General features: G+C 75.5%; 16 protein-coding genes. 8 read left to right on the top strand and 8 right to left on the bottom strand.

The annotated features are described in order from the left end of the window. Positions 1 to 62: 62 nt before the first annotated feature. Positions 63 to 578 carry a cupin domain-containing protein gene (locus tag IEX99_RS10430; protein ID WP_188899969.1) on the top strand — a complete coding sequence of 172 codons (516 nt, stop codon included), beginning with the start codon at positions 63 to 65 and terminating at the stop codon, positions 576 to 578. Between the two features lie 84 nt (positions 579 to 662). Here IEX99_RS10430 and IEX99_RS10435 read toward each other — a convergent pair whose 3' ends face one another. The 3 genes from IEX99_RS10435 to IEX99_RS10445 form a co-directional block, all read right to left on the bottom strand. Then, positions 663 to 1,439, bottom strand: coding sequence for a competence/damage-inducible protein A (locus IEX99_RS10435; RefSeq protein WP_188899970.1), 777 nt, complete (start codon positions 1,437 to 1,439; stop codon positions 663 to 665). Positions 1,440 to 1,636: 197 nt separating this feature from the next. Next, positions 1,637 to 2,728, bottom strand: coding sequence for a bifunctional GNAT family N-acetyltransferase/(deoxy)nucleoside triphosphate pyrophosphohydrolase (locus IEX99_RS10440; protein WP_188899971.1), 1,092 nt, complete (start codon positions 2,726 to 2,728; stop codon positions 1,637 to 1,639). Between the two features lie 33 nt (positions 2,729 to 2,761). Further along, entirely contained in the window at positions 2,762 to 3,814 is a 1,053-nt protein-coding gene (locus tag IEX99_RS10445) for a glycosyltransferase family 2 protein (RefSeq protein ID WP_188899972.1), read from the bottom strand. Between the two features lie 390 nt (positions 3,815 to 4,204). Between IEX99_RS10445 and IEX99_RS10450 the strand changes: the two genes are divergently transcribed. Next, positions 4,205 to 6,109, top strand: coding sequence for an AMP-binding protein (locus IEX99_RS10450; protein WP_188899973.1), 1,905 nt, complete (start codon positions 4,205 to 4,207; stop codon positions 6,107 to 6,109). Positions 6,110 to 6,133: 24 nt separating this feature from the next. Here the strand turns inward: IEX99_RS10450 and argJ are convergent, their stop codons facing one another. Beyond that, a complete protein-coding gene (gene argJ, locus IEX99_RS10455; RefSeq protein WP_188899974.1) occupies positions 6,134 to 7,378 on the bottom strand; it encodes a bifunctional glutamate N-acetyltransferase/amino-acid acetyltransferase ArgJ in 1,245 nt (414 codons plus the stop codon). Between the two features lie 112 nt (positions 7,379 to 7,490). Continuing rightward, positions 7,491 to 8,420 (bottom strand): peptidylprolyl isomerase, encoded by a 930-nt coding sequence (locus IEX99_RS10460; protein ID WP_188899975.1) that lies wholly within the window; start codon positions 8,418 to 8,420, stop codon positions 7,491 to 7,493. A 392-nt stretch (positions 8,421 to 8,812) separates the two neighbouring features. On the opposite strand from IEX99_RS10460, the gene secA reads away from it, so the two are divergent. After that, on the top strand, positions 8,813 to 11,554 hold the full coding sequence (gene secA / locus IEX99_RS10465) for a preprotein translocase subunit SecA (RefSeq protein ID WP_188899976.1): 2,742 nt from the start codon (positions 8,813 to 8,815) through the stop codon (positions 11,552 to 11,554). A gap of 22 nt (positions 11,555 to 11,576) precedes the next feature. On the opposite strand, the gene IEX99_RS10470 is transcribed toward secA, so the two are convergent. Together IEX99_RS10470 and IEX99_RS10475 are read right to left on the bottom strand one after the other, a co-directional pair. Further along, a complete protein-coding gene (locus tag IEX99_RS10470) occupies positions 11,577 to 11,966 on the bottom strand; it encodes a response regulator (protein ID WP_188899977.1) in 390 nt (129 codons plus the stop codon). Further along, positions 11,963 to 15,181, bottom strand: a complete 3,219-nt coding sequence (locus tag IEX99_RS10475; RefSeq protein WP_188899978.1) for a PAS domain S-box protein — start codon at positions 15,179 to 15,181, stop codon at positions 11,963 to 11,965. The genes IEX99_RS10470 and IEX99_RS10475 overlap by 4 nt, the downstream gene beginning before the upstream one ends. Positions 15,182 to 15,569: 388 nt before the next feature. On the opposite strand from IEX99_RS10475, the gene IEX99_RS10480 reads away from it, so the two are divergent. Next, positions 15,570 to 16,712 (top strand): CaiB/BaiF CoA transferase family protein, encoded by a 1,143-nt coding sequence (locus tag IEX99_RS10480; protein ID WP_188899979.1) that lies wholly within the window; start codon positions 15,570 to 15,572, stop codon positions 16,710 to 16,712. A 76-nt stretch (positions 16,713 to 16,788) separates the two neighbouring features. After that, the gene (locus IEX99_RS10485) at positions 16,789 to 17,967 is read left to right on the top strand and encodes a CaiB/BaiF CoA transferase family protein (protein ID WP_188899980.1); all 1,179 of its coding nucleotides are present in this window, start codon (positions 16,789 to 16,791) and stop codon (positions 17,965 to 17,967) included. On the opposite strand, the gene IEX99_RS10490 is transcribed toward IEX99_RS10485, so the two are convergent. After that, a complete protein-coding gene (locus IEX99_RS10490) occupies positions 17,954 to 18,769 on the bottom strand; it encodes a crotonase/enoyl-CoA hydratase family protein (protein WP_188899981.1) in 816 nt (271 codons plus the stop codon). The two genes, IEX99_RS10485 and IEX99_RS10490, sit on opposite strands and share 14 nt — an antisense overlap. A gap of 122 nt (positions 18,770 to 18,891) precedes the next feature. On the opposite strand from IEX99_RS10490, the gene IEX99_RS10495 reads away from it, so the two are divergent. The 3 genes from IEX99_RS10495 to IEX99_RS22475 form a co-directional block, all read left to right on the top strand. Continuing rightward, entirely contained in the window at positions 18,892 to 19,734 is an 843-nt protein-coding gene (locus tag IEX99_RS10495; RefSeq protein WP_188899982.1) for an alpha/beta fold hydrolase, read from the top strand. 106 nt (positions 19,735 to 19,840) lie between these two features. Then, positions 19,841 to 20,338 carry a MarR family transcriptional regulator gene (locus IEX99_RS10500; protein ID WP_188899983.1) on the top strand — a complete coding sequence of 166 codons (498 nt, stop codon included), beginning with the start codon at positions 19,841 to 19,843 and terminating at the stop codon, positions 20,336 to 20,338. Continuing rightward, on the top strand, positions 20,319 to 20,914 hold a 596-nt coding region (locus tag IEX99_RS22475; RefSeq protein WP_229677932.1), incomplete at its 3' end, for an HlyD family secretion protein. The genes IEX99_RS10500 and IEX99_RS22475, both read left to right, overlap by 20 nt.

The following is a 20,914-nucleotide window of genomic DNA, read 5'->3' on the forward strand; positions in this document are numbered from 1 at the left end:
CAGCCGGGCGCTGCTAGCCTTGCGGGCCTGTCACGCGAATTCCGGAGGTCCCGTCCATGGGCATGTCGCTCGAACAATTCGCGGCCCGGTGCCACGAAGCGCTCAAGTCTCGCCCCGGCACGGAGGGCCGCAGGCAGGTCTGCGCGCTGGTGAAGGAGGCGCTGCAGGACCGGGAGTTCGTCGCGACCTACATCCCGGAGGGCACGCCGGAGCGGAAGGTGCTCTACGAGGACCCGGAGCTCGGCTTCACCATCCTCGCCCACGGCTACACCGGGGCGCGGGGCAGCCCGCCGCACGACCACGGCCCGTCCTGGGCGATCTACGGCCAGGCGGCGGGCGAGACGGTGATGACCGACTGGGAGTGCCTGGCGCGGCCGGCCGAGGGCAGGCCGGGCAAGGCGCGGCGCCTGCGCGACTACGTGATGCGGCCGGGCGATGCGTATCTGTACGAGCCGGGCGTGCTGCACTCGCCGCGGCGCGACGGCCCGACCCGCCTGCTGCGCATCGAGGGGGTCAACATGGAGCGCGTGAAGCGCGATCCCTACGAGGCGGTCGAGGACGCGGCCGCCGCGCCGTAGGCGGGACGGCTCCGCAGGCGACGACGCCGGGCGGGCGGTCTGGCCCGGATCGTCCCGGCCGTCCCCAGCCGCCCGCGATCTGCCCTAGGCGGGCTCGCCCTCGACGGGGTGGCCGCCGGCGGCGCGCATGAAGGCCGCGACGTCCTGGGCGGCGGCGCGCACCATGTCCGGGTCGGTGCCTTTCGCCACCACCGCGACGCCGCCGCCGCCCGCCGGCCGGTAGTAGGGGTAGCTGCCGATGTCCACCTCCGGCCAGCGCCGCTGGATGTCGGCGAGGCCCTCGGCGATGCGGCCCTCCATCATCCCGTGTGCGTGCACCGTGCGCGAGACGATGGGCGGACCGCCGCGCAGCCGCGGCGCCAGCGCCTCGAACATCGCCTGGCAGATGCGCGGCACGCCAGCGAGCACGTGCACGTTGCCCATGGTGAAGCCGGGGGCGAGGGAGATCACGTTGTCGATCAGCGTCGCGCCGCGCGGCATGGTGGCCATGCGCTGGCGCGCCGGGTTGAAGTCGCCGGGCGAGCCCCGGCTGCGGTAGTAGTTGTCCAGCCGCGCCCAGGCCTCCGGATGCGGCTCCCACGGCACGCCGAAGGCCTCCGCGATGCACTCGCTGGTGATGTCGTCGTGCGTCGGGCCGATGCCGCCCGTGGTGAAGACGTGGTCGAACTTCGCGCGCACCTCGTTGACGGTGGCGACGATCACCGCGCGGTCGTCGGGGATGACGCGCGCCTCGCGCAGCGGGATGCCGATCTCGCCGAGCCGCCGGGCGATGTACTGGAGGTTGGCGTCCCGGGTACGGCCGGAGAGCACCTCGTTGCCGATGATGAGCAGGCAGGCGGTGGGGTTGCTGGGGGCGGTCATGCGGTGTTCGGCTCCCGGGGTGTCGTGCGGCGGTCGGGGCCCCGAGCGGCGTGCCGCGGCACGAGGCGACGGCCGTGCCCCGCCGCCCCGCGCGCGCCGCGCCCGGCCGCGGCGTCGTCCGGCTTGCGGCGCGGCATCCGGCCCGTCGGCACCCTCCGACGCGAACCGGCGCGGATCATAGCCCGTCCGCGGCCCGGCTACAGGAAGTCCCGCAGCAGCGCGACCAGCGGCCTGTCGGCCGGCGGCATGGCGTAGTCGCCGAGCCGCTGCGGGCGCACCCAGGCCAGCGCCTGCCCCTCGCGCGCGACCACCGCGCCGTTCCAGCGGCGGCACAGGTAGAGCGGCATGAGCAGGTGGAAGCGCTCGTAGCCATGGCTCGCAAAGGCGAAGGGGGCGAGGCAGCTCTCGGCGACGTCGATGCCGAGCTCCTCCTTCAGCTCGCGGATCAGCGCGGCCTCCGGCGTCTCGCCGGGGTGGACCTTGCCGCCGGGGAACTCCCAGAGGCCGGCGAGCGGCTTGCCCTCCGGCCGCCGGGCGAGGAGCACGCGGCCGTCGGCGTCGATCAGCGCGACCGCGGCGACCAGGACGATGGGCTTGCCCGCGGTGGCGGCGACCGGCGGCGGCGCCTTCTCGTCGCGCGTCGCCGCGGGTTGCGGTGCCGCGGACTCCGCGACGGGGAGGTCCTCGCGCCGCGCGACGAAGCGCCGCACCGGCATCGGACCGCCGCGGGAGAGGAACTCCATCACCCGCTCGCCGGCCTCGCGGAAGCCGATCCGCCGCAGCACCGCGGCCGAGCGGGCGTTGTCGAGCAGCGCATCCGCCTCGACATGGTCGATGTCGAGATGGGCGAGGCCCCAGCGCAGCAGCCGCCCCGCCGCCTCGGCGGCGACGCCGTGGCCCCAGTAGCGGCGCCCGACCCAGTAGCCGAGCTCGGCGACGCGCGGCGCCGCGGGATCGAGCCGCAGGCCGACGCAGCCGACCAGCACCTCTCCGCCCCGGTCGTCGCGGCCGACGATGGCGAGGTCGTAGCCCTCGCCCGCGGCGAGGCGCGCGCGGGTGGAGGCGATCCACTCGTCCGCCAGCTCGCGCGGATAGGGGAAGGGCACCCGGGCGAGGTTCTTCGCCACCTCCCAGTCGTTGACCAGCCGATGCAGCTCGGGCGCGTCCTCCGGCCGCAGCGGGCGGAGGACCAGGCGCTCGGTGACGAGCGGCGCGAAGCCGGGCTCCGGCGGCGCCGCAGCGGGGGGCGGTGCCTCCGGCGGGGCGGCGCGGGGTCGGGAGCGTGGCATGGTCGGCGGCGATCCTCTCGGCCCGCGCGCGACTCAGCCGGCGGCGGCCGGCGACGGGGGCGCGGCCGTGCCGACCGCCCCGCCGGCGGGGCGGGCGCCGGGGGGGGAGCCGCTCGGGAGATGCCGCTCGACGATGTAGAGCGGACGCTGCTTGGTCTCGTTGAACACGCGGCCGAGATACTCGCCGATGATGCCGAGCGTCATCAGCTGCACCCCGCCGAGGAAGAGGACGACGGTCATCAGGCTCGGATAGCCCGCCACGGGGTTGCCGAACAGCACCGTCTTGACCACCACCTGCAGGCCGTAGAGGAGGGCGACGACCGAGGTCGCGAGGCCAAGATAGGTGGCGACCTTGAGCGGGGCGACGGTGAAGCTGGTGATGCCTTCGAGCGAGAGGTTCCACAGCCGCCAGTAGTTCCACTTGCTCGTGCCGGCGGCGCGCGGGTGGCGCTCGTAGCGCACGGCGCGCGAGGGGAAGCCGATCCAGGCGAACAGGCCCTTCATGAAGCGGTGGTGCTCGCGCAGGCGGAGCAGCGCGTCGAGGGCGCGGCGGCTCATCAGGCGGAAGTCGCCGGTGTCTTTGGGCAGCTCGACGCGGCCGCCGATGCGCTGCATCAGCCGGTAGAACGCCGCCGCCGTCGTGCGCTTCAGCCAGCCCTCGCCGTGCCGGGCGCTGCGCTGCGCGTAGACGACGTCGAAGCCCTCGCGCCAGGCGGCGACGAGCTCGGGGATCACCTCGGGCGGGTCCTGGAGGTCGGCGTCGATCACCACCACGGCCTCCGTCGCGGCGGCGTGGTCGAGGCCGGCGGTGAGGGCGATCTCCTTGCCGAAATTGCGGCTGAGGTTGACGAGGGCGACGCGCGGATCGGCGGCGCGCAGGGCGAGCAGGCGCGCGAGGGTGGCGTCGCTCGAGCCGTCGTTCACGTAGACCACCTCCCAGGGGAGGCCGATGCCGTCCATGGTGGCGGCGAGGCGGGCGTGGAAGGCGTCGAGCACCGCCTCCTCGTTGTAGGCGGGGACGACCACCGAGAGGGCCGGGCGCGGCGTCTCGGCGGCGGGGGCGGCAAGGGCGGCGGTATCGGGCATGCGGCGGTCTGCGCGGGCTTGCGGGCGCTCCCGCGCAGGGGCCGGCGCCTCCTCGCCCGGCCGGGCGGCGGTGCGCACGGTGCCGCGCGGCGGCGCCACACTACGGTGGGGCGGGAGCGCGTCAATATTGCGGCGTCGCGGCGCCGCCCGGGCCCGCCCGGGGAGCAGGCCGGGGCCTTCCGGCGCATCGCGGTCGCTGCCGCCCGGGCGGCGCGCCTTCGGGATGTGCGCCGCCGCCCTTGCGGCGCGGACGGGATGGCGGCATCGCCGGGCGGGGGGCTGTCCGGCCGCGCGCCGGGCGGGACGGTGTCGCCCGCCCGCCGCATCGCCCGCTTGCGCGCAGCCGCGGGAGCCGGCAGGGGAAGGCCGGGACGAGGGAGGGTCGGAGATATGGCGGGCGATGGCGGCGGCAGCCGGTACGACGAGGTCTATGCGGCCTGGAAGCGCGATCCGCAGGGCTACTGGGCGGAGGCGGCGCGCGGCATCGCCTGGGACCGCCCGCCCGAGCGGGTGTTCGACCCGGCGCTCGGCGTCTATGGCCGCTGGTTCCCGGGCGGGCGGCTGAACACCTGCCACAACGCCGTGGACCGCCATGTGGCCGCCGGGCGCGGCGGCCAGGCGGCGATCGTCTGGGACAGCCCGATGACCGGCCGCTGCGAGACCCTGACCTACGCCGGGCTGCAATCCCGGGTGGCGAAGCTCGCCGGCGCGCTGGCGGCGCGCGGGGTGGGCAAGGGCGACCGGGTGGTGATCTACATGCCGATGGTGCCGGAGGCGCCGATCGCCATGCTCGCCTGCGCCCGGCTCGGCGCGATCCATTCGGTGGTGTTCGGCGGCTTCGCGGCGGCCGAGCTCGCCGCCCGCATCGCCGACGCCAGGCCGAAGGCGATCGTCTCGGCGAGCTGCGGCCTGGAGCCGGGACGGGTGGTGGCCTACAAGCCGCTGCTCGATGCGGCGATCGACCTCTCGCCGCACAAGCCGGAGGCGGTGCTGATCCTCCAGCGCGAGCAGGCGCCCTGCGCGCTGCGCCCCGGGCGCGACGAGGACCTGCTCTTGGCGGAGGCAGCGGCGGCGCCGCATCCCTGCGTGCCGGTGGAGAGCACCGACCCGCTCTACATCCTCTACACCTCGGGCACGACCGGGGCGCCGAAGGGGATCGTGCGCGACAACGGCGGGCACGCGGTGGCGCTGCACCACTCGATGGGCCTCGTCTACGGCGTCGGCGCCGGCGACGTCTACTGGGCGGCGAGCGACGTCGGCTGGGTGGTCGGCCATTCCTACATCGTCTACGGGCCGCTGCTCGCCGGCTGCACGACGATCCTCTACGAGGGCAAGCCGGTCGGCACGCCGGACGCCGGCGCCTTCTGGCGCGTCTGCGCCCAGCACGGGGTGAAGGTGCTGTTCGCCGCGCCGACCGCGATCCGCGCGATCAAGAAGGAGGATCCGCGCGGCGAACTGATGGCGCGGCACGACCTCTGGCGGCTGGAGGCGCTCTATGTCGCGGGGGAGCGGTGCGATCCGGACACCGTGACCTGGGCCCAGGCGCTGCTCCGCAAGCCGGTGGTGGACCACTGGTGGCAGACCGAGACGGGGTGGGCCATCACCGGCGATTTCCGGGGGCTCGGACTGTTTCCCGTGAAACCGGGCTCCGGCGGCAAGCCGGCGCCGGGCTACGAGGTGGTGGCGCTGGACGATGCGGGGCGCGAGGTGCCGCGCGGGCAGATCGGCTCGCTGGCGGTGAAGCTGCCCCTGCCGCCCTCCGGCCTGCCGACGCTGTGGAACGCCGACGAGCGGTTCCGCGAGGCCTACCTCTCCGCCTTCCCCGGCCACTACAGCACCGCGGACGCGGGGATGGTGGACGAGGACGGCTACGTCTGGGTGATGAGCCGCACCGACGACATCATCAACGTCGCCGGCCACCGGCTGAGCACGGGGGCGATGGAGGAGGTGCTCGCCTCGCATCCGGACGTCGCCGAATGCGCCGTGGTGGGGGTGAAGGACAGCCTGAAGGGCCAGGTGCCGCTCGGCCTCGTGGTGCTGAAGGCGGGCGCGGCGAAGGAGGAGGCGGAGATCGTCGCCGAACTGGCGGCGATGGTGCGCGAGCGGATCGGTCCGGTGGCGGCGTTCAAGGAGGCGCGGGTGGTGCAGCGCCTGCCGAAGACGCGCAGCGGCAAGATCCTGCGCGCCACCCTGCGCAGGATCGCCGACGGCGAGAGCTACACGGTGCCGCCGACGATCGACGACCCGGCGATCCTCGACGAGGTGGGGGCGGTGCTGCGCGCGGCGATGCGCTGAGCGGGACGCGCCGCCGCCGCGCCCTCACGAGCGGTAGCTGCCGTTGATGTCGATGTAGCCGTGCGTCAGGTCGCAGGTCCACACCGTGGCGCTGCCGCGGCCGAGGCCGATGTCCACGGTGATCTCGATCTCGCGCCCGCGCATGTGCTCGACGACCGGCGTCTCGTCGTAGCCCGGGATCACGCCGCCCTCGCGCGCCATCCACACCCCGCCGACGGCGACCGAGAGCCTGTCGCGGTCGGCCGGCTCGCCGGCCTTGCCGACCGCCATGACGATACGGCCCCAGTTCGCGTCGCCCCCCGCGATCGCCGTCTTGACCAGCGGCGAGTTGGCGATCGCCATGGCGATGCGGTGGGCCGACCGCGCGGTGACGGCGCCGGTCACGTCGATGCGGACCAGCTTCTGCGCCCCCTCGCCGTCCCGCACCACCTGCAGCGCGAGGTCGAGCAGCAGATCGTCCAGCGCGCGGGCGAAGTCGCGCAGGATCGGGCCGCCCGCGGCCGGCACGCGCGGATGCCTGGCCGCGCCGGTGGCGAAGAGCAGCACCGTGTCGCTGGTCGAGGTGTCGGAATCCACGGTGATGCGGTTGAAGGAGCGGTCCACGCCCCGCTTCAGCAGGCGCTGCTGGACGGCGGCCGGCAGCCTCGCGTCGGTGGCGACGAAGCAGAGCATGGTCGCCATGTCGGGCGCGATCATGCCGCTGCCCTTGGCGATGCCGTTGATCGTCACCGTCGCCTCGCCGATGCGCGCGGTGCGCGTCGCCGCCTTGGGGAAGGTGTCGGTGGTCATGATGGCGCGCGCCGCGGCGTGCCAGTTCGCCTCCGACAGCGAGGGCATCAGGCCGGGCAGCGCCCCGGTCAGCTTCTCGGTCGGCAGGCGCTCGCCGATGACGCCGGTGGAGGCGAGGAAGACCTCGCGCGGGCGGCAGCCGAGCAGCTCGGCCATGACGCGCGCCGTGGCCTCGCAGGTCTCGCGCCCGGCGCGGCCGGTGAAGACGTTGGAGTTGCCCGCCGTGACGACGAGCCCGCGCGCCCTGCCGCCGCCCTTGGCGAGCGCGGCGCGGCACCAGTCCACCGGCGCGCCGGGGCAGCGGTTGCGCGTGAACACGCCGGCGACGGTCGTGCCCTGGGGGAAGGCCATCAGCGTCACGTCCTCGCGCGCGCGGTAGCGGATCTCCGCCATGCCGGTGGCGAGCCGCGCGCCGGGCACGGGCGGCATCTCCGGCAGCGGAACGGCGAGCGGGGAGACGGGCAGGTTGCCTGCGGCCATGGCGGTCCTCGTTCCTGGTCGCTGGTGCTTGCTGGTGCTGGATGGCGCGCCGGCCGCCCCCCGGCGGCCGCCGCGGGCGCGGCGCCTCTCTCTAGGTCGTCACGACGCCCCCTCAGCGTCGCTGCGGCGCGGCGGGCGGCGGGGTCGCGCCGTCGAGCAGGCCGCCGCGGCCCGAGGCGGGCGGAGACGGGCCCTGCCACGGCGTGCCGTCGAGGTTGAGCCGCTCGATCTCCGCCGCCGCGCGGACGCGCTCCACCACCGCGCCGACCTGCTCCTCGACGACCTGCTGGCGCAGCGCGTCGCGGACCGCCTCGAAGGGCGGCGGCGGCGCGGCGCGGCGCTCCTCGACCTTGATGACGTGCCAGCCGAACTGGGTGCGGACCGGGGTCTCGCTGATCTGCCCGGCCTGGAGGGCGAAGGCGGCGTCGGCGAACTCCTGCACCATGTCGTCGCGCCGGAAGAAGCCGAGGTCGCCGCCCTCCTGCGCGGCGGGGCCGATCGAGCGGCGGCGGGCGACCTCGGCGAAGTCGGTGCCGGGGCGGCGCACCTCGGCGAGCGCGGCGCGCGCCTCGGCCTCGCTCGGCAGCAGGATGTGGCGGGCGCGGATCTCCTCCTCGGACGGACGGCCGGCGATCTCGCGCCGGTAGCGCTCGCGCAGCGCCTCCTCGGAGATGCTGCCGGAGATCTCGCGGCTGATCAGGGCCTGCTGCAGTTCCTGCTCCTCGGCGCGGCGGATCCGCGCGGCGACGGCGGGATCGCGGTCAAGCCCGGCGCGCCGCGCGGCGGAGACCAGGGCGCGCTGGGTGATGATCTGGTCGAGCAGCAGGGGGTAGAGGATCTGCGGCGGCGCGGCGCGCAGCTCCTCGGGCAGCAGGCGGGCGGCCTCGCCGACGTCGCCGATCGTGATCGGCTCGCCGTCCACTCGGGCGACGACGGTCTCGGCGGTCGGAGCGGCGGGCGGTGCCGCCGGGCCCGGGGCCTGCGCCGCCGCGCTTCCCGCGAGGAGCAGCAGGGCAAGGGAGGTGGCAGCCGGAAGGCGCATGGGGTTCACCGATGGCGAGGGGGCCGGAGCATGACGGAACGCCGCCTGTGCCACAAGCGTTCGCCCCGGAGGGGCAGGCGGTCCGTTCCCCGACCCGGCGCGGTGCTGAGAACGATCCCCTCCCGGACGCCTCCCGACAGGGGCTCGCCATCCCCCTCTCCTCGGGACCGCTGGCGGGCGATGGCTGCCGCGCGGCGCCGGCGGGGACGGTCCCGGGAGAGGCCGGCCGGCCCCGGACGTTGACGGAGCGGGGGGCGAAGCCTATTTCTCTGGCGCCGCGCCGCACCTGGCAGGACCCAAGGTGGTCCGGCCGGGGCGGCGCTTTCCGTGTTCAGCCTGCCCCGGACCGCGTAGGGGCCTGCGGCGCCCCGACCCCGGAGATTCCGCCCCGCATGTTCGCCCGACTCGCCCGCGCCATCCTCGGCACCTCGAACGAACGCTCGCTGAAGCGCTACCGCGCCCGCGTCCCGGCGATCAACGCGCTGGAACCGGCGATCGCGGCGCTCCCCGACGAGGCGCTGCGCGGCAAGACCGAGGAGTTCCGCGCCCGCCTCGCCCAGGGCGAGACGCTCGACGACCTGCTCGAGGAGGCCTTCGCGGTGGTGCGCGAGGCCTCGAAGCGCACCCTCGGCCTCCGGCACTTCGACGTGCAGCTCATCGGCGGCATGGTGCTGCACGAGGGCAAGATCGCCGAGATGAAGACCGGCGAGGGCAAGACCCTGGTCGCGACGCTGCCGGTCTACCTCAACGCGCTCTCCGGCAAGGGCGTGCACGTCGTCACGGTCAACGACTACCTGGCGCGGCGCGACGCCGAGTGGATGGGGCGGATCTACCGCTTCCTCGGCCTCTCGGTCGGCGTCATCGTGCACGGGCTGACCGACGAGCAGCGGCGCGACGCCTACGCCTGCGACGTCACCTACGGCACCAACAACGAGTTCGGCTTCGACTACCTGCGCGACAACATGAAGTACCGGCTGGACGAGATGGTCCAGCGGGACTTCAACTACGCGATCGTGGACGAGGTGGACTCGATCCTGATCGACGAGGCGCGCACCCCGCTCATCATCTCCGGCCCGACCGACGACACCTCCGAGCTCTACCGCAAGGTGGACGCGGTGGTGAGGGAGCTGGTGAAGGACAAGGACACCTACGAGAAGGACGAGAAGTTCCGCACCGTCTCGCTGACCGAGCTGGGCAGCGAGCGCGTGGAGGGGATGCTGCGCGACGCCGGCCTGCTGACCGAGGGCGACCTCTACGACATCCACAACGTCACCCTCGTGCACCACGTGCAGCAGTCGCTGCGCGCGCACACGCTGTTCCACCGCGACGTCGAGTACATCGTCCGGCAGGACAAGATCATCATCATCGACGAGTTCACCGGCCGCATGATGGAGGGCCGCCGCTACTCCGACGGGCTGCACCAGGCGCTGGAGGCGAAGGAGGGCGTGACGGTCCAGCCGGAGAACCAGACGCTGGCCTCGATCACCTTCCAGAACTACTTCCGCCTCTACCCGAAGCTCGCCGGCATGACCGGCACGGCGGCGACCGAGGCGGACGAGTTCGCCGAGATCTACAAGCTCGACGTGGTGGAGATCCCCACCAACCTGCCGGTCGCGCGCGAGGACCAGGACGACGAGGTCTACCGCACCGCGCGCGAGAAGTACGACGCGGTGGTGGCGCTGATCGAGGAGTGCCGCGGCCGCGGCCAGCCGGTGCTGGTCGGCACGACGAGCATCGAGAAGTCCGAGCTGATCAGCGGGGTGCTGCGGAAGAAGGGCATCCCGCACAACGTCCTCAACGCCCGCTACCACGAGCAGGAGGCGGAGATCATCGCCCAGGCCGGCCGGCCCGGCGCGGTGACGATCGCGACCAACATGGCCGGCCGCGGCACCGACATCCAGCTCGGCGGCAACGCCGAGATGCTGGCGCGCCACGACGCCGGCGGCGCCGCCGAGGGGCCGGAGTACGAGGCCGCGCTCGCCCGCCACAGGGCGGAGGTCGAGGAGGCGAAGAGGAAGGTCATCGCGGCCGGCGGACTGTTCGTCATCGGCACCGAGCGGCACGAGAGCCGGCGCATCGACAACCAGCTCCGCGGCCGCTCCGGCCGCCAGGGCGACCCGGGCGCCTCGCGCTTCTTCCTCTCGCTCGAGGACGACCTGATGCGGATCTTCGGGTCCGACCGCATGGGCGGGATGCTGCAGAAGCTCGGCCTCAAGGAAGGCGAGGCGATCGTCCATCCCTGGATCAACAAGGCGCTGGAGAAGGCGCAGAAGAAGGTCGAGGCGCGCAACTTCGACACCCGCAAGAACCTGCTGAAGTACGACGACGTGATGAACGACCAGCGCCGCGAGGTCTACGCGCAGCGCAAGGCGTTCATGCAGGCCGAGGAGGTCTCCGAGACCGTCGCCGAGATGCGGCGCGAGACCGTCGAGGACATGGTCGAGCGCGCCATCCCCGAGAACGCCTACCCCGAGCAGTGGGACGTCGAGGGGCTGCAGCGCAGGGTCCGCGACGTGCTCGGCCTCGACCTGCCGGTGGCCGACTGGGCGCGCGAGGAGGGGATCGACGAGACCCAGGTGCGCGAGCGGCTGCTCGAGGCGACGGAGCGCGCCTACGCCGCCAAGGTCGCCAACATCGGCCCCGATCTCATGCGCATGGTGGAGAAGAGCCTGCTGCTGCAGGTCTTCGACCAGGTGTGGAAGGAGCACCTGCTCGCCCTCGACCACCTGCGCCAGGGCATCGGGCTGCGCGCCTACGGCCAGCGCGACCCGCTGAACGAGTACAAGCGCGAGGCCTTCGCCCTGTTCAACAACATGCTTGGCGAGCTGCGCGAGCGGGTGACCGGCCTGCTGATGCGCGTCGAGCTGCGCCCGGAGGCGCCGCCGCCGATGCCCGAGCCGGTGCGGGTGCTCGACATGCGCCATCCCGATCCGGCGATGGCCGGGGCGGAGCTGGAGCCCGCCATGGCCAATGGCGGCGACGGCTCCGCCTGGGCGCCGGCGCCGGCGCAGCCGCGAGTGGCCGAGGCGGTGGACCCGGCCGACCCCTCGACCTGGCACCGCACGCCGCGCAACGCGGCCTGCCCCTGCGGCAGCGGCCGGAAGTACAAGCACTGCCACGGGCGGGTGGCCTGAGCGGCCGCCGCCCCGCGCCGCGTCAGCGCGCCGCCGGCTGCCGGCCGGCGCACAGGCGCGCCAGCGTCGCCGTCAGTTCCGCCGGATCGTACGGCTTGGCCAGGACCGGCGCGTCCTTGTGCTCGGGCGGCAGGCCGGCGGCGCCGTAGCCGGTGGCGACCACGAAGGGGACCCCCCGCGCCGCCAGCACGTCCGCGACCGGCACCGAGGTCTCCCCCGCCAGGTTGAGGTCGAGCACGGCCGCGTCCGGGGGCGCCTCGCTGTCCAGCAGCGCGACCGCGTCCGCGACGGTGGCGACCGGGCCGATCACCTCGCAGCCCGCGTCCACCAGCGCGTCCTCGACCAGCATGGCGACCAGCGCCTCGTCCTCGACGACCAGGATCCGCCGCCCGTCCAGTAGTCCCCCGCTCATGCGCTGCCCTCGCTGGCTGCCGTGGCGCCCTGCGGAGCGGCACGGAAGCGTATGATCGCCTCGAAACCCGGCGGGTCATAGCGCAGCGTCACCGACGCGTCGCGACCCAGCTCGCCGGCAAGCCCCCGTTCCAGCAGGCGTTTGCCGAAACCGCTGCGCGTCGGCGGCCGCACCTCCGGCCCGCCGCGCTCGCGCCAGGTGAGGCAGGCGAGGCCGGCCGGGCGGCCTGTCTCCTGCGCGGTCCGGGCGCCGTCGTCCCCGCACGCCTCCAGCGCCTCCCAACGCAGCGTCACGATGCCGCCGCGGCGCGAGAGGGCGCCGTGCTTGGCCGCGTTGGTGGCCAGCTCGTGCAGCCCGAGCGCGAGGCCGAGGGCCTGGCGCGGCGCCAGCCAGAGCACCGGCCCCTCCTCGACGATCCGCGCCGAGGCCGCGCCGGCGGCCTCGGCGCTCCGCCAGGGGGCGAGCGCGGCCGTGACCACCTCGCCCAGCGTCGCGCCGCGCCAGGTGCGGGCGGTCAGCAGGTCGTGCGCGCGGGAGAGGGCGAGCAGCCGGGCCTGGAAGTCGGCGAGGAAGCGCTCGAGCTCCCGGCCGCCGCTTGACGGGGCCGCCGCGTCGGGCGCCGCCCCGCCCTCGCCGGTCTTGCCGCGGGCCGTCTGGCGGGCGAGCGACTGCACCGTGGCGAGGGTGTTCTTCACCCGGTGGTTGAGCTCGCCCATCAGCATCGCCTGGCGCTCCTCCCATCGCTTGCGCGGCGTGACGTCGCGCACCAGGCGCCCGACCCGGACCACGCGCCCGGCGGCGTCGCGGATCGGGAACAGGATGTCGCGCACCCAGCGGAGCCGCATGCCGTCCGGGCCGCGGTCCGGAGCGTCGTCCTCCGGGGCGCCGTCATCCCGCTCGGCGATGCCGCCGTCGTCGGGGAGGAGGACCCGGTACTCGCTGTCGATCGCCGGCGCCGCGCCCGCCGCGGCACGCCGCTGCGCGGCGGCGGCCCGCTCGCGGTCGTCGGGGTGGACGCGCTCCAGCCAGCGGCCCGGCTCGGCGGCGAGCGCGGCGCGGGAGAGGCCCCAGATGCGCTCGAAGGCGGGGCTCACATATTCGACACGGCCGCCTTCGGGATCGCCGATCCAGAGGCCGTCGGGACTCGCCTCGGCGAAGCGGCGGAAGCGCTCCTCGCTCGCCGCCAGCGCCTCGGCGGCGGTGAGCGCCGCCCGGCGGGCGGCGGCCTCGGCCGCGACCTGGCGCCTCAGCGCCTCGGCCGCCTCGCGCTCGGCGCCGATGTCGGCGAAGGCGACGACGGCGCCGGTCAGCCGCCCCGTCGCGTCGCGGATCGGTGCGCTCCAGGCGCGGATCCAGACCGTGCTGCCGTCGGGGCGCAGCAGGCGCAGCTCGTCCTGGGCGTGGGCGCCGCTGGCGAGGGTGCGGGCGAGCGGCAGCTCCTCGGCGGACAGGCGGCACCCCCGGGAATCGTAGGCCTGCCACGCCGCCTCGGCCGCGCCGCCCGCCGCCGGCGCCGCCGCGCCGAGCCCGGCCATCCGCGAGGCGCCCGGGCGCTCGCCAAGGATCTCCGCCGCCCGGCGGTTGGCCAGCAGCAGGCGGCCGGCCGCCGCCTCGGCCAGGAGCACCCCGACCGGGACGTGCTCGAGCACGGCCTTGAGCCGGGCCTCGCTCTCGCGCAGCGCCGCCTCGGCGACCTTGGCGGCGCTGACGTCGCGGAAGAACAGGGTGAGCCCGCCGCCCCCGCCCGGGAAGGCGTCGGCGCTGAGCCAGAGGCCGAGCCGGGGATGGTAGCCGCAGACGCCCTGCGGCAGCCGCTCGCGCATAGCGCGGCGGAAGGCCGCCTCGAAAGGGTCCCCGGGATCCGGCCGGAGCGCGTCCCAGAGGCTGGCGCCGAGCAGGCCGCGGGCAACCCCCGGCGTCGGGCCGGAGCCGTCGCGTCCGAGCAGCCGCCGCGCCCGGCCGTTCGCGTAGCCGATCCGCCAGTCCGCATCCACCATCACGACCGCGTCGGTGGTGCTCTCCAGCACCGAGTCGAGGCGGGCGGCGAGGGCGGCACCCTCGGCCTCGCGCTCGCGCCGCTCGGCGGCGGCGGCGGCGAGCGCGATCGCCACCGCGTCGAGCTCCCGCAGCCCGGTCGCGGGGCCGGGGCCCGGCACCTCGCCGCGACCGACCGCGGCGGCGGCACGCTCGAGCAGCGCCAGCGGCCGCGCGATGCGCCGCGTGCCCCAAGCCGCGAGGCCGAGCGACAGGCCGAACACGATCACCGCGCCGCCGGCCGTCACCGAGATGACCGAGCGCCGCATCGTGCCGTCCACCGCCGCCTCCGGCACCTCGACCAGGGCGGTCCAGGGCGCGGCGGAGAGCCTCTGCCAGGCGACATAGAGCGGGCGGTCGTCGCGGCTCGCGGTGCCGACGCCCCAGCCGGCCGGAACGTCCTCCGGCGCGGCGCGGATCGCCGCCAGGGCGTCGGGGTGCACCGGCTGCCCGACGAAGCGCTCCGGATCGGGCTGGCGGGCGAGGATGGTGCCGCGCCGGTCGTGGACTGCGGCGCTCCAGCCGGGCGGCAGCGCCACCTGGCGCAGCGCCTGGGACCAGAACCGGACCGCGTCGGCGCCGATCGAGAGCAGGTCCGACGCCCCGTCCGGCTCGCCCTCGCCGCCGCGGAGCCGCACCGGCAGGCTGACGGCGATGGTGGCGCGCCCTCCCACCGGGGCGCGGAACACCTCCGAGACCAGCGTGTCCGGCGCCGCCGCGACGCCCTGGTCGAGCCCGTCCGCCCAGGTCGCGCGTGGCAGCGGCCGGCCGAAGGGGAGCGCGGTGTTGACCAGCTGTCGTCCGTCCGCCGCGGTCAGCATCACCTCCGCGCCGATCGCCGCGGCCAGGGTGCTCGCCTGGCGGTGGAACTGCGCGAGGTCCCCCGCCGCGAGCGCGGGCGAGGTGGACAGCGCGACCAGGCTGGCGTGCAGGGCGCCGATCTCGCGCTCGGTCGCCGCCGCGACGGCGCGCGCCATCTCGACCCCCTCGGCCGCGACCGCCTGGCGCCTCGCCTCGGCGAGCCGGAAGGCGGCGAGGGTGGCGACGGCCCAGGCCGGCAGCAGGAGGGTGAGGACCAGCGCGACGAGATAGGCGCGCACGCTCCGCCCGCCACGCCCTGGCGCGGCGCGGCGCGGCGCGGCCGCAACGAGATCCGGCGCCGCGATCAGGCCGGCCCTCATCGGTCGCCACCTCGTTTCCTCGCTGAGACGGCCGTCGTCCACGGCAGACGTTCGTTCGGTCCCCCTGGCAAGGTGCCGTGGCTAGCGCGGATCGGCCATCGTCGCCGCCTCACTTCGCCGTGAAAGCCCGCATCGCCCGACGCCGCCGCGATCCTGGACGTTGCGCGCCCACCACGACGCCCGATCGCGCCCCGCCCGGAGGCGCTCCGCGCCGGCCGCGGCTGGGCAAGCGCCGGGCGGCGTCGCACACTGCGCGGCGAGACCGGCATCCGATCACATCGCAGGGAGACTTGCCCGTGCCGCAGCCGACGACGGACCGCAACCAACCGCCTTCGCACCGCGCCACCGCTGCGGCCGCCGGTGCCTGCCGCGGCCGCGGGACGTGCCGATGAGCGGCGGCGACGCGAGGGGCGGAGCGCTCGCCGGCGTCACCGTCCTCGACTTCTCGACCCTGCTGCCGGGGCCGATGGCGACGCTGCTGCTCGCCGAGGCGGGCGCGGAGGTGATCAAGGTCGAGCGGCCGCCGGAGGGCGAGGACATGCGCCGCCAGGAGCCCTTCCGCGGCGGCACGAGCGTCAACTTCGCGCTGCTCAACCGCGGCAAGCGCAGCGTCGCGCTCGACCTCAAGGACCCGGCGCAGCGGGCGCGGCTCGAGCCGCTGCTCGCGCGCGCCGACGTGCTGGTGGAGCAGTTCCGGCCCGGGGTGATGGAGCGCCTCGGCCTCGGCTACGCGCAGCTCGCGGAGCGGCATCCGCGGCTGATCTACTGCTCGATCACGGGCTACGGGCAGACCGGGCCGAAGCGGCTGCGCGCGGGGCACGACCTCAACTACATCGGCGATGCGGGGCTGCTCGCGCTCGGCCACGGCGATCCGGAGCGGCCGGTGGTGCCGCCGGCGCTGGTGGCGGACATCGCCGGCGGGTCCTGGCCGGCGGTGGCGAACATCCTGCTCGCGCTGCGCGCGCGCGAGGCGACGGGGCGCGGCTGCCACCTGGACATCGCCATGACCGAGGGCGTGCTGCCCTTCCTCTACTGGGCCATGGGCGCCGCGCTGGGTGCGGGGCAGTGGCCGCGCAACAACGGCGAGCGCGTCACCGGCGGCTCGCCGCGCTACCGGCTCTATCCGACGGCGGACGGGCGCCTCGCCGCCGTCGCGGCGCTGGAGGAGAAGTTCTGGCGCGCCTTCTGCGACGCCATCGGCCTGGCGCCCGAGTGGCGCGACGATGCGCGCGACCCGGCGGGGAGCATCGCCGCGGTGGCGGCGGCGATCCGCGCGCGCCCGGCGGCGCACTGGCGCGCGGCCTTCGACGCCGCCGACTGCTGCTGCACCATCGTCGCGACGCTGGAGGAGGCGCTGGCCGATCCGCAGTTCGCCGCGCGCGGGGTGTTCGCGCGCCAGGTGTCGGCCGGCGCGGCGGCGCCGATGCCCGCGGTGCCGGTGCCGATCGCGCCGGCGCTGCGCGACGCGCGGCAGCTCGCCGCCGCCCCGGCGCTCGGCGCCGACAACGAGGCGCTGCTCGGCCGGCGCTGAGCGCCGGGACGGCTTGACCGCCGCCGCGCGCGCCGCCGAAGCTGGCGCGCGCAGCAAGGGGGTCGCCGGCGCCGCCATGACCGCATCCGACACGCCGCCGCCGCTGCCGCTCGCCGGCATCCGGGTGGTGGAGATCGCGCAGAACCTCGCCGGTCCCTTCGCGGGCGAGATCCTCGCCGCGCTCGGCGCCGAGGTCGTCAAGGTCGAGCGGCCGGAGGGCGACGACGCGCGCGGCTGGGGGCCGCCCTTCGTCGGCGGCGCGGCGGCGACCTTCCAGACGGTGAACCGGGGCAAGCGCAGCGTCGCGCTCGACCTCAAGGACGAGCGGGCGGTCGCCTGGCTGAAGGACCACCTGCTCGGCTGCGACATCCTGGTGCAGAACCTCCGCCCCGGCGCGATGGAGGCGCTCGGCCTGGATGCGGAGAGCCTGCGGGCGCGCAATCCGCGGCTGATCTACTGCTCGCTGCACGCCTTCGGGCGCGCGGGGCCGAAGCGCCTCGCTCCCGGCTACGAGCCGATCGTGCAGGCCTTCGCCGGGATGTTCAGCGTCAACGGCACGCGCGAGGGGCCGCCGAGCCGCGTGGGGATGCAGGTGCTCGACCTCGGCACCGGGGTCTGGGCCGCGCTCGGCTGCCTCGCCGCGCTGCTGCGGCGCGCGCGGACCGGCGAGGGCTGCGTGGTGGACACCTCGCTGTTCGAGACGGCGCTGGGGTGGATGACGATCCACCTGGCGGCGTTCGGCGTGACCGGCCGGCAGCCGCCGCGCGACCGCACCGGCAGCCCGCGGCTGATCGTCTTCCAGGCCTTCGAGACCGCCGACGGCGAGCTGGTGGTGGCGGCGGCGAACGACCGGCTGTTCGCCAGGCTCGCCGTCGAGCTCGGCCGCGCGGACTGGGCGCGCGACCCGCGCTTCCGCACCAACGCCGACCGCATCGCGCACCGCGATCTGCTGATCCCGGAGATGGAGGCGATCTTCCGCGCCCGCCCGACCGCGGAGTGGGCGCGGCGGCTGGAGGCGATCGGCATCCCCTGCTCGCCGATCAACGACCTCGCCGCGGTGCGGGACGATCCGCAGACCGCGGCGATCGGCGCGCTCGCGCCGCTGCCGGACCTGCCGGAGCTGCGCACCGTCGGCCTGCCGGTCTCCTTCGACGGGGTGCGGCCGGCGCATCGCCACCGCGCGCCGGCGCTCGGCGCCGACAACGCGGCGCTCGGCGCGCCGGTGCCCGGCGGGGCGAGGGCTACTCGCCCCTGAAGACGGGCTTGCGCTTCTCGCGCAGCGCGGCCATCGCCTCCTTGTGGTCGGCGGTGGTGTGCGCCACGGCCTGCATGGCGGCGGAGAATTCGAGCACCGTCTCGAGCCGGTTGTTCCATGCCTCGCGCAGCAGCCGCCGCGTCATGCGCACGGCCTGCGGCGGGTTGGCGGCGATGCGGGCGGCGATGGCGCGGGCCGCGTCCATCAGCTCGGCGTCGGGCACGACCCTGGAGACGAGGCCGCAGGCGAGCGCCTCGGCGGCGGAGAGCGGGTCGCCGGTCAGCGCCATCTCGGACGCCTTGGCGAAGCCGACGACGCGCGGCAGCAGCCAGGCGCCGCCGTCGCCCGGGGTGATGCCGAGCTTGACGAAGCTCTCGGCGAAGCGGGCGGATTCGGCGGCGATGCGGAGGTCGCACATGCAGGCGAGGTCGCAGCCCGCGCCCATCGCCGGGCCGTTCACCGCGGCGATGATCGGCACCTCGCAGCGCTCGATGGCGAGCGGGATGCGCTGGATGCCGTGGCGGTAGTACTGGCGCGACTGCGCGGGGGTGCGCTCGGCCGGGCCGCTGGCCGCCGCGCTCATGCGCCGGACGTTGCCGCCGGAGGAGAAGGCGGTGCCGGCGCCGGTGAGGATCGCGACGCGGATGCCGGGCTCGGTGTCCAGCCGATGGATGGCGGCGATCAGCGCGTCCTGGGTGTCCTGGTCGAGCGGGTTGCGCGACTCCGGGCGGTTCAGGGTGATGATCGCCAGGTGCTCGCCCTCGCGCGAGAACAGGACCGGCTGCGGCTCGGCTTCGCTCATGCTTCGTTCCTCCTGCGGCGCGCGGCCCGCCCCGCAGGCGCGGGATCGCGTCTTCCCCGTGGTGCTCCGCGTGCCATCATGGCGGGGCGCGCCGGGGAGCGCGAGAGGGGGACGGACGACGCATGCCGCTGCTGGAACGCCCGGGGAAGCCCTCGATCCACTACGTGGTGGACGACTACACCGACCCCTGGCGCGAGGCGCCCTGGCTGATGCTGCAGCACGGCTACGGCCGCTCGGCCGAGTTCTGGCGCGCCTGGGTGCCCTACCTCGCGCGCTTCTACCGGGTGGTGCGCGCCGACCTGCGGGGCTTCGGCCGCTCGCCGCTCGACTTCGACCCGCATGCCTGCTTCGCGCCGGAGGAGTTCGTCGGCGACCTGTGCGCGGTGATGGATGCGGTCGCCGGCGGCGCGCCGGTGCACTACTGCGGCGAATCCTTCGCCGGCGTGTTCGGCCTCCTGCTCGCCGCGACGGCGCCGGAGCGGCTGCGCAGCCTGACGCTGCTCGCGACGCCGCTCGCCATGCGCGAGGCGGTGCGCGAGCGCTTCGCCTTCGGCCATCCGAGCTGGCAGGCGGCGCTGCGCGCGATGGGCACGCGCGGCTGGACCGAGGCGGCGAACGGCTCCTCCCGCTTCCCGCCCGGCACCGATCCCGGCCTGCTCGGCTGGTGTGCCGCCGAGATGGGGCGCACCGACGTCGAGGCGATGGTCGCCTTCGCCGACATGTCCATCCGCACCGATGCCGAGCCCTGGCTGCCGCGGGTGCGCGTGCCGGTGCTCGGCCTCTATCCCGAGGCCGGGATCGTGACCGGCGCGGAGGAGGCGCGGCTGCGCGCGGGGATCCCGCACATCCGCATCCTCCACCTGCCGACGCGCTTCCACGCCATCCAGGTGCTGATGCCGGCGGCCTGCGCGAGGGCGCTGCGGCACTTCTGCGGCGAGGTGGACGGGGTCGTGCATCACGAGTGACGGGCGGGCCGTCGTGGCGCTGCCCCGCGCGGGGCGCGGGGCAGGTGTCCGGTTTGTTAGTTGGCTAGCTATCGGCCAGGGCGCTACAAATCCAGCGATGGTCGAAATGAGCGCCCAGGCGCAGCTCCGCTACCGCGTCGGCCGCACCATCGGCCGCGTCGCCCGCCGCTGGCGGGCGCGGCTCGACGCGCGCATCGCCGCCTTCGGCCTGACCGAGTCGCGCTGGCTGGCGCTGCTCGACCTGGCCCGCAACGGCGACGGGGTGACGCAGAAGGAGCTCGCGGCGCGGCTCGCCATCGAGGCGCCGAGCCTGGTGCGCACCCTCGACTGGCTGGAGCGCGAGGGCCTCGTCGAGCGCCGCGGCGTGGCGCACGACCGGCGCGCCAAGACCGTGCACCTGACGGCCAAGGCCGCGCCGCTCCTGCGCCGCATCGAGGAGGTGGCGGCCAGGGTGCGGGCGGAGATCCTCGCCGGCATCCCGGAGGACGACCTCGCCACCTGCCTGCGCGTGCTGGAGCGCGCCGCGCTCAACCTCGCCGCGACGCCGGACGCCGAGGAGCCGGCGGACGGAGGGGAGGACGCCCGTGGACATCGGGCAGCCTAGCGGCGCCCCGGCGGTGCTGGAGCGCGCCGCGCCGCGCGCGGCGGGACGCCTCTCGCTCCGCACCCATGCGGGGCGGCGGCTGCTGCGGATGCTCGCGCTCGGCGCGCTGCTGCTCGCCGCGCTGGGCGCCGGCGGGCACTGGCTCTACCGGCAGTACACCCACGTCCTCCTCGACGACGCGCGCATCGCGGCGGACATGGTGACGCTCGCCAGCCGCGTGCCCGGCTGGGCGACGGAGGTGCGCGTGATCGCCGGCGACCAGGTGCGCCGCGGCGCGGTGCTGGTGCGCATAGACGGCCGCGAGACCGAGCTCGCGCTGCGCGAGATCGCGGCGCGCCTCGCCGGCCTCGCCGCGCGCCGGCGCGAGATCGAGGCGCGGATCGAGATGGTGGACCGCCAGACGCGGAGCGAGCAGGAGGCGCAGGGCGCGCGGCTGGCGGCGGCGCGCGCCGACCTCTCGGCGGCCGAGGCGGAACGGGCCTTCGCCGAGGCCGAGTTCGCGCGCGCGCGCGACCTGATCGGCAGCGGCTCCGGCACCCGCCAGCGGCTAGACCAGACGCGCGCGCAGCTCGAATC

It is taken from the genome of Caldovatus sediminis, assembly GCF_014644455.1.
GTDB lineage: Bacteria > Pseudomonadota > Alphaproteobacteria > Acetobacterales > Acetobacteraceae > Caldovatus > Caldovatus sediminis.